Origin of the sequence: Streptomyces sp. CMB-StM0423 (genome assembly GCF_002847285.1) — a bacterium.
Lineage (GTDB): Bacteria > Actinomycetota > Actinomycetes > Streptomycetales > Streptomycetaceae > Streptomyces.
This window is the reverse complement of sequence record NZ_CP025407.1, coordinates 4,979,683-4,993,334: the sequence shown is the minus strand read 5'-3', so window position 1 is coordinate 4,993,334 and position 13,652 is coordinate 4,979,683. Positions and strand designations below refer to the sequence as shown.

12 protein-coding genes are annotated in these 13,652 nt (G+C 75.8%); 7 read left to right on the top strand and 5 right to left on the bottom strand.

Going from position 1 to position 13,652, the window contains the following annotated elements; translation table 11 throughout:
* Positions 1-357: 357 nt before the first annotated feature.
* A complete protein-coding gene (locus CXR04_RS21820; protein ID WP_101424005.1) occupies positions 358-1,206 on the top strand; it encodes a class I SAM-dependent methyltransferase in 849 nt (282 codons plus the stop codon).
* Between the two features lie 34 nt (positions 1,207-1,240).
* On the opposite strand, the gene CXR04_RS21815 is transcribed toward CXR04_RS21820, so the two are convergent.
* The gene (locus CXR04_RS21815; protein ID WP_234380396.1) at positions 1,241-2,419 is read right to left on the bottom strand and encodes a flavin-containing monooxygenase; all 1,179 of its coding nucleotides are present in this window, start codon (positions 2,417-2,419) and stop codon (positions 1,241-1,243) included.
* A gap of 181 nt (positions 2,420-2,600) precedes the next feature.
* Positions 2,601-3,254: a TetR family transcriptional regulator gene (locus CXR04_RS21810; RefSeq protein ID WP_101424003.1), complete on the bottom strand. Its 654-nt coding sequence runs from the start codon at positions 3,252-3,254 to the stop codon at positions 2,601-2,603.
* A 244-nt stretch (positions 3,255-3,498) separates the two neighbouring features.
* Between CXR04_RS21810 and CXR04_RS21805 the strand changes: the two genes are divergently transcribed.
* Both CXR04_RS21805 and CXR04_RS21800 read left to right on the top strand, forming a co-directional pair.
* Positions 3,499-4,461, top strand: a complete 963-nt coding sequence (locus CXR04_RS21805; RefSeq protein WP_159072372.1) for a VOC family protein — start codon at positions 3,499-3,501, stop codon at positions 4,459-4,461.
* Between the two features lie 226 nt (positions 4,462-4,687).
* The gene (locus CXR04_RS21800) at positions 4,688-7,339 is read left to right on the top strand and encodes a serine/threonine-protein kinase (RefSeq protein WP_101424002.1); all 2,652 of its coding nucleotides are present in this window, start codon (positions 4,688-4,690) and stop codon (positions 7,337-7,339) included.
* 20 nt (positions 7,340-7,359) lie between these two features.
* Here the strand turns inward: CXR04_RS21800 and CXR04_RS21795 are convergent, their stop codons facing one another.
* Positions 7,360-8,241, bottom strand: coding sequence for an NAD(P)-dependent oxidoreductase (locus CXR04_RS21795; RefSeq protein ID WP_101424001.1), 882 nt, complete (start codon positions 8,239-8,241; stop codon positions 7,360-7,362).
* A 121-nt stretch (positions 8,242-8,362) separates the two neighbouring features.
* Between CXR04_RS21795 and CXR04_RS36930 the strand changes: the two genes are divergently transcribed.
* The 3 genes from CXR04_RS36930 to CXR04_RS21775 all read left to right on the top strand — a co-directional run bounded on the left by CXR04_RS36930 (position 8,363) and on the right by CXR04_RS21775 (position 11,396).
* Positions 8,363-9,046, top strand: coding sequence for a winged helix-turn-helix transcriptional regulator (locus tag CXR04_RS36930; RefSeq protein WP_442802393.1), 684 nt, complete (start codon positions 8,363-8,365; stop codon positions 9,044-9,046).
* Positions 9,047-9,964 (top strand): GNAT family N-acetyltransferase, encoded by a 918-nt coding sequence (locus CXR04_RS21785; protein WP_101424000.1) that lies wholly within the window; start codon positions 9,047-9,049, stop codon positions 9,962-9,964.
* 418 nt (positions 9,965-10,382) lie between these two features.
* Positions 10,383-11,396: a helix-turn-helix domain-containing protein gene (locus CXR04_RS21775; RefSeq protein ID WP_234380395.1), complete on the top strand. Its 1,014-nt coding sequence runs from the start codon at positions 10,383-10,385 to the stop codon at positions 11,394-11,396.
* A 9-nt stretch (positions 11,397-11,405) separates the two neighbouring features.
* Here CXR04_RS21775 and CXR04_RS21770 read toward each other — a convergent pair whose 3' ends face one another.
* Together CXR04_RS21770 and CXR04_RS21765 are read right to left on the bottom strand one after the other, a co-directional pair.
* On the bottom strand, positions 11,406-12,050 hold the full coding sequence (locus CXR04_RS21770; RefSeq protein ID WP_101423999.1) for a hypothetical protein: 645 nt from the start codon (positions 12,048-12,050) through the stop codon (positions 11,406-11,408).
* A 136-nt stretch (positions 12,051-12,186) separates the two neighbouring features.
* A complete protein-coding gene (locus CXR04_RS21765; RefSeq protein ID WP_101423998.1) occupies positions 12,187-13,161 on the bottom strand; it encodes a helix-turn-helix transcriptional regulator in 975 nt (324 codons plus the stop codon).
* Between the two features lie 62 nt (positions 13,162-13,223).
* On the opposite strand from CXR04_RS21765, the gene CXR04_RS21760 reads away from it, so the two are divergent.
* Entirely contained in the window at positions 13,224-13,619 is a 396-nt protein-coding gene (locus CXR04_RS21760) for a RidA family protein (protein ID WP_101423997.1), read from the top strand.
* The last annotated feature ends 33 nt before the right edge of the window (positions 13,620-13,652 follow it).

The following is a 13,652-nucleotide window of genomic DNA, read 5'->3' as shown; positions in this document are numbered from 1 at the left end:
GAATCCGGACGTCCCCGCGCAATGCTGGCGATTACTCGCCAATGTCCCCGCGACTCCCTTGCGGCGGCGCCCCGTACGCCACGCCCGCCCCACGCCCGGGAACGCCCCGGAAGGCGCTGAACGAAAGCTTGACGTGGGCATTAACCAAACGTTGATCGGCCCCTGCCATTCTCTTCTCAGGCCCGCAACAGGGGGAAAAGCCGGGCCGAGCGGTCGGCCGCTTTCTACACCGATGAGGTGAGCGGCCCACACGGTGCCCGTCCGATGACCATCAGGGGAAGTCGTCGGACGGGCACCGTCCTCGTTTCCGGACGCGGTCACGTACGGTCGGGCTCCTCGGGCGGAAGGGGCGCGCGCATGGAGCGGGACGTACGGTCCGTGGAGGACGTACTGCGGCTCATGGACGGGATGTTCGAGGCTGGCGCGGACCGGTGGAGCGACCGGGGCGGCGGCTGGTGGGACGGCTTCTACGCGGACCGGGAGCGGGAGGTCCCGTTCTTCGCCGCCAAGCCCGACGAGAACCTCGCCGCGTACCTCGACCGCGGCCTCGTCACCCCCGGCCGGGCCCTCGACCTCGGCAGCGGCCCCGGGCGCAACGCGGTCTTCCTCGCCGGGCACGGCTTCGGCGTCGAGGCGGTCGACCTCTCCGCCACCGCCATCGCGTGGGGCGAGGAGCGGGCGCGGGAGGCGGGGGTGGCGGTGCGGTTCCACTGCGGTGACGCCTTCGACCTCGTACGGGACGAGCCCCATCCCGTACGCGCCGATCCCGGTCCCGTACGCGACCGGCCCCGCCCCCTGCGCGGCGGCCCGTACGACCTCGTCTACGACTCCGGCTGCTTCCACCACCTGCCCCCGCACCGCCGCGTCAGCTACCTCGCCCTCCTCCGCGCGCACGTCGCCCCCGGCGGGCACTTCGGCCTCGCCTGCTTCGCGGCCGGCGCCGGCGGGATGGGATCGGAGCTGCCCGACGCCGAGTTGTACGGGGACGGGCGGCTGCACGGCGGGCTGGCGTACACGGCGCAGTCGCTGCGGTGGATCTTCGGCGCGCTGGGGTGGGAGGAGGTCGAGCTGCGGCGGATGCGGGACGAGGGGGCGGACTCGGCGTACTTCGGCGAGGCGTTCTTGTGGACGGCCCTGTTCCGGCGACCGGTTCGAGGTGACCGCTGTGAGGCGGGCGGGGGCCTGACTGCCGCCGGGCCCGCCTGACTTCGGCGACCGCGCCCCGCTCCGCCGCCCCGTCTCAGCTCTCCCCCGCCACCTCTCGCGCCAGCTCCCCCGCCTCCGCCCCGATCTCCCGCAGGCTTCCGCTCACCGGCCCCGCGAACCCCACGAAGTGCAGCCCCCGCGCCCCTTCCGGCGACCGCCACCGCCGCGCTCGCGGCAGGCCGCGGGCGTCCAGCACGTCCAGGTGGCCGACCAGTTCCTCCAGCCCTCGCCGCCAGCCCGTCGCCGCGATCACCACGTCAGGTTCCGCGCGGTCGCCGTCCGCGAGGATGACGCCGTCGCCGTCCAGCGCCGCCACCGCCGGGACCGGGAGCACCCGGCGGTCGCGTACCGCCGCGACCAGGCCCGTGTCGACGACGGGGACCGCCCCCTCCCGCAGCCGGGTGTAGAGGCCGCTCGCCGGGCGGGGCAGCCCGTACGCGCCGAGGTCCGGGACCCCGATCCGGCTGACCCTGCCCGCCAGCCGGTCCACCGTCCTGGCCGGCAGCGCGCCGCTCAGCCGCCGGCCCGCCGCCGCGCACCAGCCGGCGGCCGGTCTGCGGACGACGTGCGGCAGCGTCCGTACCGCCAGCCGCACCCGCTGCGCGCCGCCGGCCGCCAGCTCCACGGCTATCTCCGCGCCCGTGTTGCCGCCGCCGACGACGAGGACGTCCTTGCCCTCGTACGGGGCGGGGTTGCGGTAGTGCGCGGCGTGCAGGAGTTCGCCGCGGTACGTGTCGCGGCCGGGCCAGTCCGGTACGTACGGGGTGTGGCAGTACCCGGTGGCGACGACGACCCGGCGGCCGTCGAGGACGCGGCCCCCGGTCGCGGCCACCGTCCATCCGGGCCCGGACCCGGACCCGGAACCGGACCCGGGCCCGGGCCCGGACGCAGACCCGGACCCGGAACCCGAGCCCGCGCGGTCGACCCGCGCCACCTCCACGTTGTGGACGATCTCCAGCTCGTGGCCCTCCGCATACTCCTCCAGGTAGTGCGCGAGCTCGTCCCGCCCCACCCACCGCCCGTACCGGCGCGGGAGCGGCGTGCCCGGCAGCCCCGACATCCCCCGCGGCGTGTGCAGCCGCAGTCCGTCGTAGTGCCGGCGCCACGAGTCGCCGACCCGGGCGCCCCGCTCCAGGACCACGGCCCGGACCCCGGCCGCCCGCAGCGCCGCCGCCGTCGCGAGCCCGGCGGGGCCGCCGCCGACGACGAGCACGGGACGCTCGTCCCGGCCACCAGGCTGCCTGCCACCCGGCTGCGGCCCGCCCGGCGGCCGCCCGCGATCTGATGGGACACGGTCATGAGACATGCGGGTGAGCGTAGCGCCGCCGGAGCGGCCGTCCGGCGGCTTGCCCGGCTCCGTGCACTAACGATTCAGCAGCCGCTACGCTGCGCGCTCACACCTGCTTCGGCGGCTTCCGCCCCGTCACCCCGAGGTGCACCAGCAGCGCCAGCGACGGCTTCAGCTCCGCCTGCTTCACGCCCCAGGTCTGGAACGCCTTCTGGTGCGCTGCCACCCCGGCGAGCATCACCACCAGCGACCCGGCCACCGCCGCCGGGTGCACGGCCGCGTCGGCCTTGCCCTTCGCCTGGAGCTCCCGGATCGACTCGGTGAGGGACTTGGTGACGGAGTTCAGGATCTTCATCCGGATCTTGTAGAACCGCTTGTCGCCCTCGGCGGCCCCGAGGTCGACGACCCGCAGGATCGCCTCGTTCCGCCGCCAGAACCCGAGGAACCCGTCGACCAGCTCCTCCGCGGCCTGGGCCCCGGACTTGCCCGTCCACGAACGGCCCGCCACGAGCCCGGTCAGACCGGCGCCCTCCTTGGCCATCTGCTCCGCCAGCTCCAGTACCGCGCCCTCGACATCGGGGAAGTACTGGTAGAAAGTCGCCGGCGAGGTGCCCGCCCTGCGGGCGACGTCGATCACCTTCACGTCCCGGTACGGCGAGGAGTCGAGCATCTCGCCGAGGCATTCGAGCAACTTGGTGCGGGTCGCCTGGCCGCGCCGGCCGGCGACACGGCCGTCGACCGTCCGAACTTGACCTGTCATGCCGTCAGCTTACCGACGCGTGATCGAACCGCGATCTGACGAGGGCAAACGGGGAGGTCACACGGTCGGAAGTGCGCGAATTGTCACTCTCGAACAGAATTGACGCGACGTTCGGGGTATTTTCGCAAGAGCCCATGTCCGCACCGGATACGTTGGCGATGCGACCCATCGCGCGATCCCCGTCCCGCCAGTCCCCCCATCACGCCACTTCCCCTCACGGTCCCATGGAAGGACGACGACGGTCATGGCCGTATTCGCCGAGGGCTCACCCTGCTGGGCCGACGCCACACTGCCCGACCTGCGCGCCGGTGAGCGCTTCTACGGTGAGCTGTTCGGCTGGACGTTCACGGAGGGCGGCGCGGGTACGGACGCCGGCCCCGGCTTCCCCCGGCACTCCCGGGCGTACCTCGACGGCAGGCCGATCGCCGCGCTCGTCGCCAAGCGCGACGGCCGGATGCCCACCGCCTGGGGCATCCACCTGGCCACCCCCGACCTCGCCGGCACCGTGGAGAAGGTCCGGCGGGCCGGCGGGACCGTGCTCACCGAGCCGGTGGCGGCCTCGGACGCCGGCCGCTCGGCGACGGTCGCGGACCCGGACGGCGCGGTGTTCTCCGTCTGGCAGGCGGGCGAGCGGCCGGGCTTCGGCGTGACCGACGTGCCGGGCTCCTTCTGCTGGACCGAGGTCTACGTACGGAACGCGGACGCGGCCGACGCCTTCTACCCGGCGGTTTTCGGCTACGAGTTGCAGGCACCCCCGTTCGACGCGGGCGACTTCAAGGCGTGGGCGCTGCCGGAGTCCGGCCGGCAGGTGGCGGGCCGGGCGATGGTCGGAGACGTGCTGCCGCGGGAGATGCCGCCGCACTTCCTCGTCTACTTCCGGGTGGGCGACGTCGGCGACGCGCTGCGGACGGTACGGCGCGGGGGCGGGCGGGTGCTCGTGGACCGGCAGGAGATCCCGGGCGCGACGTTCGCGGTGGTGGTGGACAACCAGGGGGCGGCGTTCGCGGTGATGGACGGGGCGGCGGCCGGGGACGACGAACCGGCGGGAGCCGAGGCGGCACAGGGCGAGGCGGCACAGGGCCCGCCCGCCGCCACCGGGGACGGCGAGCCGCCGCGGAGCGGGTCGGCCGGGGCCGGCGGCACCGCCTCCGGCGCGCGCGCAGCGGAGCCGCCCTCCGCCCCCGCGACCAGCGCCGACGGGACCTGACCCGGTGCTGTCCCGCGCCCCGCGCGCCGCGCGGCCCGCGGGGCTCCACCGGACCCGGCGGTTCCAGGGGCGGCGGTGTCCGGAGCCGCCCCCCGGGTTAGCCCCGGCGCGTTCCGGAGTGGAGAATCGGCAGGCGTACTTTCGGGACTGACGGCCGTACGCCTGCGGTGAGAGGCTGCAGGGGGGCCCGGTTCCGGGAGCCCCCCACGGGGAGGTGGATGGTTACGTGGTCGAGCAGCTTGCGCAGCACGACCCGAGGCGGATCGGTCCTTTCGAGGTGCTCGGCAGGCTGGGCGCCGGCGGGATGGGTCTCGTCTATCTCGCGCGGTCGGCCTCCGGCCGCCGCGTAGCGATCAAGACTGTCCGCACCGAGCTCGCCGAGGACCAGCTCTTCCGCGTGCGCTTCACCCGCGAGGTCGAGGCCGCCCGGGCCGTCAGCGGCTTCTACACCGCCCCCGTCGTCGACGCCGACCCGCGCGCCGCCGTGCCGTGGCTCGCCACCGCGTACATGCCCGCGCCCTCGCTGGAGGAGATGGTCAACGACTGCGGTCCGCTGCCGCCGAAGGCCGTGCGGTGGATCGCCGCGGGCGTCGCGGAGGCGCTGCAGTCCATCCACGGCGCCGGGCTCGTCCACCGCGACCTCAAGCCGTCCAACGTGCTGGTCCTGGAGGACGGGCCGCGCGTGATCGACTTCGGTATCGCGTCCGGGGTCTCCAACACCCGGCTGACCATGACCAACGTCGCCGTCGGCACGCCCGCGTACATGTCGCCGGAACAGGCGCGCGACTCGCGCAGCGTGACGGGTGCCAGCGACGTCTTCTCACTCGGCTCCACCCTCGTCTTCGCCGCTACGGGCCACGCGCCGTTCCACGGCGCGAACCCCGTCGAGACCGTGTTCATGCTGCTGCGCGAGGGGCCCGACCTGGAGGGGCTGCCGGGTGAGCTGCGGCCGCTCATCGAGGCGTGCATGCAGATGACCGCCGACCAACGGCCCTCGCCGGAGGCGCTGCAGTCCGACCTGGCGCCGCACCTGTTCGGCGCCGCGGGTGACGACAGCGGTACGGCGTCGGCGTGGCTACCGCGTACGGCGATCCGGATGATCGAGACGCGCCGGGGAGCCGCGGCCACGCTGGGCGGGGCCGGGGCGCACGGGGGTTCTTCGGGGCGGCACGGAGGGTCGCGGGGGTCCTCCGCCTCGCGCCGGTCGATGCCGCCGCGGCCCGCGCACCCGCCGTCGGCGGGTCCGGGGGCGGGGGGCGTACCGCAGTCGGCGCCCCACTCCGTACCCCAGCCGGCACCGCACTCCGCACCGCACTCCGCCCCCGGGCGGCACGCCGGGCCACCCGGGTCAGGACCCGCCCACGGCCCCGGCGGCGCGGGGCCCGCCCATGCTGCGCCCGGCGGCGCCGCGGCCGCACCCCCCGCGGCGCCGCCGGAGCGCGTGCCCCCGCAGCCGGCCCCCGCGTCCGCCGCCGCGCCGCCGCAGGCCCCCGGCGCCGACGTCCAGTTGGCCGGCGCCCCCGTGCCCATCGGCCCCGGACCCCGCGTCGTGGACGCCCGCGCGGCCCGCGCCCGCGCCGCCGCGGACGGCGGGCTCGACCTGGGCTGGGCCCGGCCCCGCGGCTCGGCCGCGGCGCCCGGCACCCAGCAGGCGCCCGCCGCGCACTCCGGCGGCCACCCGCCCGCCGGCTCCCCGCCCACCACCGCACCCACGCCCCCGGCCGAGGCGCCGCCGCAGGAGCCGGCGCGGTGGCGGCCGTGGCGGTTCCGGATGTCCAACGACGTGTGGGGCAAGCCCGTCGTCTCCGGAAACCTGCTCTACGTCACCTCCTTCGAGGTCCACGCCCTGGATGTGACCAGCGGCAGGCGGCAGTTCAAGACCCGCGAGGTCGCCTGGTCCATGGCGCTGTCCGAGGGCCTGATCCACGCCTCGGACGGCCCCAGCCTGTACGCCCTGGACGCCGCCGACGGCCGCGAGCGCTGGCGCCACGGCACCGGCGGCTGGGTGTACTCGCTCCAGGTCGCCGCCGGCACCGTCGTCACCGGCACCCGCGGCGGCGGCCTCCAGGCCCGGCACGCCGCCACCGGCGAGCCGCTGTGGGAACACAGCGGCGCCCAGACGGGGTTCGAGACCCAGGAAGCCGGGCCGCTGGCCCACGACGGCACGGTCTACGTCTGGGGCGACGGCCGGCTGCGCGCCCTGGACACCCGCTCCGGCGCCGAACGCTGGTCCTACCCCATCGGCGACGCCGCCGCCTGCGGCGGCGTCCCGGTGCGGCTGCACCCCGCCGACGACGTGGCCGCAGGACCCACGGTCTTCGCCGCCGCCGGCAAGCGGGTCCTCGCCCTGGACGCCGCGTACGGCACGCTGCGCTGGACGTTCGAGGCCCCCGCGGTGATCCTCAGCCCGCCCGCGTACGCCCCGGGCGCGGCGCTGACCGGCGGCGGCGTCTTCGTCGCCGACCACCTCGGCACCGTCTACGCCCTCGACGCCGCCGACGGCCGCGAACGCTGGCGCATCGCCACCGAGGCCCGCCAGTCCATCGAACCCGTCCTCGTCGCCGACAACCACGTCCACGTCGGCAGCGGCGCCGCCCTCTACACCCTCGACGCCGTCGCCGGCACCCCGATGTGGCGCTTCGCCACCCGCGGCGACCTCATCGGCGCCCCCGTCGCCGCCGACGGCCGCGTCCACTTCGGCTCCGCGGACCACTGCATCTACGCCGTCGACGCCGTCGGCGGCCAACTCCGCTGGAAACTCGCCACCGACGGCGAGATCACCGGCTCCCCCGTCGTCGCCAACGGCGTCGTCTACGCCTGTAGTAAAGACCGCTGCGTCTACGCCCTCGACGCCGGAAAGGGCACCGCCCGGCGCTGACTCCCGCGGGCGGGGCGGCCTCAGCGCAGGAGGAGATCGACCAGGCCGGTCAGGCCCTCGTCGGCCTTGCCTTCCGTGAGGCGGCGGCGCATCAGTTCGAAGTACGGGGTCAGGAGTTCGGGGCTCACGCCCTGCTGGCGGGCCGTGTCGAGGAACGTGGGCGTGCCGGCCACCTGCATGGCGAGGTTGGAGACGACGCCCTCCGTGTAGTCGCCGTCGCGGAGCTGGGCGGCGGTCTGGTGGACCGACTGGGCCATCGCCGTGAGCCAGCCGGCCAGCAGCGGGGCGAAGTCCACCGGGTCGACGGCTTCGCGCCGGAGCAGGGCGAAGGCGTGGGCGGAGCCCGCGTGCATGCCGTACATGGCGCTCAGCAGCGCCACGTCGTGCAGCGCCGCGAAGCCCGGGTCCTCGCCGACGTAGGTGGCGCCGGCCGGGACCGCCAGGGTGTCGCGGTGGTGGTCGAAGACGTCGCGCGGGCCGCTGTAGAGCACGTAGCCGCCGGTCTCCGGGACGCCGATCATCGGCGGTACGGCCATGATCCCGCCATCCAGGTAGCGCGCGCCCCGGTCGGCCGCCCACGCCGCGCGCGTACGGGCCTGGGCGGGGGTCGAGGTGGTCAGGTTGACCACGTCCTTGCCGGCGAGGTCCGTGCCGGCCAGGACCTCGCCGACCGACACGTCGTCCAGCAGGCAGACGACGACGAGGGTGCTCGCCTCGACCGCCGCCGCCGGGCCGTCCGCCCTGCGGGCGCCCTCGGCGGCGAGTGCTTCGGCGCGGGCGGGGGTGCGGTTCCAGACGGTCGTCGGGTGGCCGGCGGCGAGCCAGGTGCGGGCCAGCGCGGTGCCCATCGCGCCGAGGCCGAGGAGGGTCACGGGGGTCTTGTCAACAGTGTGCGGTGTCATGACGACAAGGCTGGTCACAGGCCCGTAAAGGATCAAGTACGCACTTCGGAGTGGGTGGTTACCCTGGGGTGAGCGAGCACCTCGGCGGGGGTCCGTGGGTGCGGAAGTAGGAGGGGAGAGCATGACCACGCTGAACCGGCCCGGTGCGCCCGACGGCCACGTCTGCGGCATCGACGCCGCGATGGAGATCATCGGCGGCAAGTGGAAGGTGCTGATCCTCTGGGCGCTCGACGACCGCCCCGCCCGCCGCTTCGGCGAACTCCGCCGCCTGCTGCCCGGCGTCACGGAGAAGGTCCTCGCCTCGCACCTGCGCGAGATGGAGGCGGACGGGATCGTCCGGCGGGTGTCGTACGAGGAGGTGCCGCCCCGCGTCGAGTACTCCCTGACGGCCTCCGGTGCCCGGCTGAACGCCGCGCTGGTGCCGCTGGCGGACTGGGGCCGGGAGCGGGTCGCCGCGGCGCGGGCCGCCGGTGCGGAAGCGCCCGTCGGCCGGGTCGTCGACGGCCGGGCCGTCGACGAGCAGGCTGCCGCCGGCCAGGACGCCGACGAGCGCGACCCCGGCCCGCAGGCCGCCGCCGCGCGAGCCTCCGGCGCGCCTGCCCCCGGCGAGGAGCACCCCCGCCCGCGGGCCACCCCCGCTCGGCGGCCCGCCGAAGGCCGGCCCCCCGGCGCACTGCCCGCCGCGGCGGCCTCCGGTGAGCAGCGCCCCGGCCCGCTCGCCGACCGTGCGCCGACCGCCGGGGGGCCGACCCACCGCTGGCCCGTCCCCGCCCCTGCCCGCGGCGGCGACCGGCAGGCCCGGTAGATGCGTCGTCGCCCCCTCGCCCCGCCCTCCCCCGCCCGCCTCACCGTCCGGCCCTACGCGCCCGCAGACGGGCCCGCCGTCCTCGAACTCGTCAACGCCGACCGGCTCCCCGGGCAGCCGACTGCCACCCACGCCATGCTCGCCGATGCCCTCGCCGGGCGGTCGCGCGCCGACGCCGACTGGTGGGCCGAGCTGGACCCGCCCGTCACCGCCGTCGCCGAGAGCCCCGGCGGCGGCGTACACGGCGTCGTGTCGTACGCGCTGCGCCCCCACGACGACACCGGGCTGATCCTCTGGGGCCACTGCCGCGAACGGGCCCCCGTCGCCCGCGCGCTGGCCGACCACGCCGTCGCCGCCCTCGCGCCCCGCGCCGTCGACGCCTTCCACATCACCTCCGCCCTCACCCTGGGCCTGGAGTGCCTGCCCGTACGCCACCGGCCCGCCACCCGCGCCGCCCTCGTCGGCGCCGGCTTCGCCGACCACCGCCGCTGGCGCTACCTCCGCCGCGGGCTCCCCGCCCCCGAACTCCCCCGCGTCCCGGGCCTCCTCGTGGGCCCCAGCCCCGACGACGACCCGCGGAAGCGGCAGTTGACCGTACGGGACGCGCGGGGCGACGCCGTCGTCGCCGAAGCCCTCGTCGGCGGCCACGGCGGCTACGGCGCCCTGTGGTGGATCGGCGTCGAGGAGCACGCCCGCGGCCGCGGCCTCGCCCGCCGCCTCCTCGGCTCCGCGCTCGCCACGCTGACGGACGACCTGCGGGCGAGGCAGGTCATCCTGCTGCTGGACGACGACGACACCGACGCCACGGCCCAGGACATCCGGGACCGTACGGCCGCGGCCGCGCTCTACGACCGCGCGGGCTTCACCGAGATCGACGTCCTCCACGCCTTCACCCGCCCCCGCGCCGACGGCCCGTGAGGGCCGCCGACGAGACGTACGCCCGCTGACAGGCCGCAGAGCCCGAGGCGTTCCGGGTACCGACCGGGGCCCCGCCCCCCGCGCGGGGCCCCTGACGGCGCTCACCGCCTGCGCCGGGGCCAGGGCCGAGGCCGGGGCCGGCTCCCCCGCGACGGCCCCGGCCCGTGCCGGTCCCGGGGCCGGGACCGGCTCGCCGTGCGCCCGGCGTAACGCGGCCGGCCCCCGTATCCGGCCCCGCCGCCGAGCGGTTGCGGCGACTGGGACCGAGAATGTGCGCCGCGGCGCGGACCTGACAAGGCGGATCGGCGTTCGCGTCCGTTCGGAACAGGGCTCACCTGTTCCGAACGGGCGCGAACGCCCCGCGAACAAGGCCGATTTCATGGTCGCGGGCGACCGCCCGCGCCGCCATGCTGGGGTCGTGATCCACGAGGAGGACGGCTTGCCAGGGCCGCGGCCGGTGCAGCCGGAGCCCCCGCGGGCGCCCCGGCCGGGGCAGCTTCGTACCCGCGCCGAGTACCTCGCCGCGCTGCGGGAGTTGCGCACCTGGTCCGGGCTGACGTACCGCGAGCTGGAGGCCAAGGCCGGCACGCACGCCGACTCCCTCCCGGCCAGCACCATCGCCACCACCCTCGGCCGGACCACGCTCCCCCGCGAGCGCTTCGTCGACGCCTTCACCCGCGCGTGCGGCCTGGCGGAACAGGACGTCGGCCCGTGGCTGGAGGCGCGCCGCCGCATCGCGACCCACGAACACGCGCCGCCGCCACCCGAGAAGGACGAGGGCGGCGAGCCACCGCCGCCCGCGTCCGGGCCCGTCCCGCGGTGGCGGTGGGCCGCCGCGCTGCTGGCGGCGGTGGCGATCGGCGCCGGGGGCGCGCTGGGCGTACAGGCGCTGCTGCCGGATGACTCCGGTCCCGGCGAGCCGCGCGCGGCGGTCGGCAACCCCGCGGTGCCCGGGCTCGGTCTCAAGGCCGTGGGCAGTTGGGCGGAGATCCGCCCGGCCCGCAGTCCCGAACTGTGCGTCACGGAGGGTACGGACCGTACGGGCCGCTACCGCACGGCGGTCGCGGCCCAGCAGCCCTGCGCGGAGGCGGCCCTGCCGCGGGTCTACCTCGAACCGGTCGGCGAGGGCGCCGTACAGATCCAGTGGCACCACCCGGAGCACGGCATCGGCTGCCTGACCGCGATGCGCGAGGGCCCCGGCCGGGGGTTGCTCGAACCGCGCGAGGCGTGCGCCGACGACGACCCGGCGCAGCGCTTCCGCCTCGAAGCGGCCGGCGAGGGCGAGGAGAGGCGCTTCCGTATCCGCCCGGACACCGGCGCGTGTCTGGCGCCGCGCGAGGAGGACACCGCTCCCGGCGCCGAGATGGCCCAGACGCGGTGCTCGGACGGGGCAGAGCAGGAGTTCACGATCAGCCTGACCCCGCCGCCGTAGCGGACCGCCTCAGTCGAGGAGCGTCCAGGTGCCCCTGTTCTGCTTGTCGTCGGGCTGCAGAAGAGGGTCCATCTGGTACGTCACGCTCGTGATCTCCGCGTCCTCCGGCACGTCGAAGATCATCCAGCCGGTGGCCTCCTCGCCCGGCGGAAGGTAGATGTTGATGGGCAGGGACGTCCCCGCGGTGGGGTCGCCGGGCTTGGCGGCGTAGGCGTTCCCGTCGGCGTCGACGACCTGCGCCCCGATGTTGCCGGGGTCGTCGTAGACGGTGTCGCCGGTGCTGAGGATCGTGAACTCCGCCGCGACCAGGCGCTGCCCGGGGCCCGCCCCGAAGATGGGCATCGCCGGTTCCGCGTCGTCCTCGTACGCGTTCAGCGTGGTGTCGCTCTGTACGCGCCCCGAGCCGCCCAGGCCGGCCGCGCCCTCCAGCGAGAGGGTGTCGCCGACCTTGGCGCCGAACGGCTCCGAGCTGCTGGGCGCGACGTCGGGCGTCTGCTCGGCGGACGGCACGGCGCCGGCGTCGGCGGCGGCGTCCGGGCCCTGGGTGGATTCGACGTCGCCGCCGTCCCCGACGGAGAGGTCGGAACCCCCGCACGCCGTGAGGACGGTGGCGAGTGCGACGGCTGCGGCGGTGGACGCGATGGTGCGGTGCATGGAGTTCCCCCGTGGTCGGCCCGTAGTCAACCGGGCGTGAAGTCAAAGGCATTATGGGGTCCGGACGTGCGTGCCGGGTGCCGGTTCTGTCACCGAACGGCATCAGAGGGCGCGGCCTGGCGGCGGCGGCCCGGGTTCAGGACGGCGACGCGTAGCGGGCGGCGAGGGCCGCGGCGCGGTCGCGCAGGGCCGTACGCAGCCACTCGGGGGTCAACGCCTCGGCGTCCGTCGCGAGTTGCCACACCGCCCACTCGGCGTGCCGCGCGTCCTGGAACGCTGCCTCCAGCCGCAGCCGCCCGTCCGGCTCCACGTCCTCGGCGAGTACGGCGAGCGCGGTGCCCACCAGCTCCTCGCGGCGCCGGGGCGTGATCCGTACCGCCACGGCGACCTGGTCCCCGCCGCTGCGGAACCGGGCGCTCCGCTCCTGCCACACCCGGTCGAGGTCGACGCGCTCGGGGCGCTGCGCGGGTTCGGGGAGTTCCTCCGCGGCGCGGACCCGCGAGAGGCGGTAGGTGCGGTCGGCGCCGTCGCGGGCGGCGAGCAGGTAGCCCTTGTCCCGTACGGTCACCAGGCCGATCGGGTCGACCGTGCGCCACGCCGCGGCCCGCCCCTCGGGGGCGTAGCGGATCCGCAGCTTCCGGCCGGCGAACACGGCGCCGCGGATGGCGGCCAGCACGTCGTCCGGTACCTCGTCGGCGGTGAGCGGGCGGGCGAGGAGGTCGGTCTCGGGGTCGACGAGGAGCCGTTCCGCGACCCCCGCGGCGGTGTCGCGGTAGCCGGGCGGCAGCGCGTCGACCACCTTGAGCATCGCCGACGCGAGCGCCGAGCCGAGCCCGAACGCCTGTGCGCCGCGCCGCGATCCGGCGATGAGGAGGGCCAGGGCCTCGTCGTGGTTGAGCCCGGTCAGCTCCGTACGGAACCCGGGCAGCAGCGCGAACCCGCCGTGCCGGCCGCGCTCGGAGTGCACCGGCACGCCGGCCGCGGACAGGGCCTCGATGTCGCGCAGCACGGTGCGGGTGGAGACCTCCAGCTCGCGCGCGAGCGTGGCCGCGGAGAGCCGGCCGCGCTGGCGGAGCAGCAGGACCAGCGAGACCAGGCGATCGGCGCGCATACGAAAAAATCTAGCAGGATATACGACACAGGATGTCGTCATTCGTTGCCAGGCTGACGCCCATGGAACGTACAGCGATAAACCCGGTCACCTGGTCGATGGAGATGGGCTTCAACCAGGGCGAACTGGTCTCGGGCCACACCCGCACCCTCTTCGTCTCCGGCCAGACCGCCATGAGCCCCGAGGGCCGTCCGCAGCACGAGGGCGACATGGCCGCACAGCTCACCCTCAGCCTCGACAACCTGGAGGCGGTCCTCGCCGGGGCGGACATGTCCCTGGACAACCTCGTCCGCCTCAACGTCTACACCACCGACGTCGACGCCCTCTTCCCGCACTACGGCGAACTGGCCGCCCGCCTCGCGGCGGCGAAGACGGCCCCGGCGACGACGATGCTCGGCGTCACCCGCCTGGCGATCCCCACCCTCCTGGTCGAACTGGAAGCCACGGCCGTCGCGTAGCACACCCCGGGACGGGTCCCCGGCCGGCCGCAG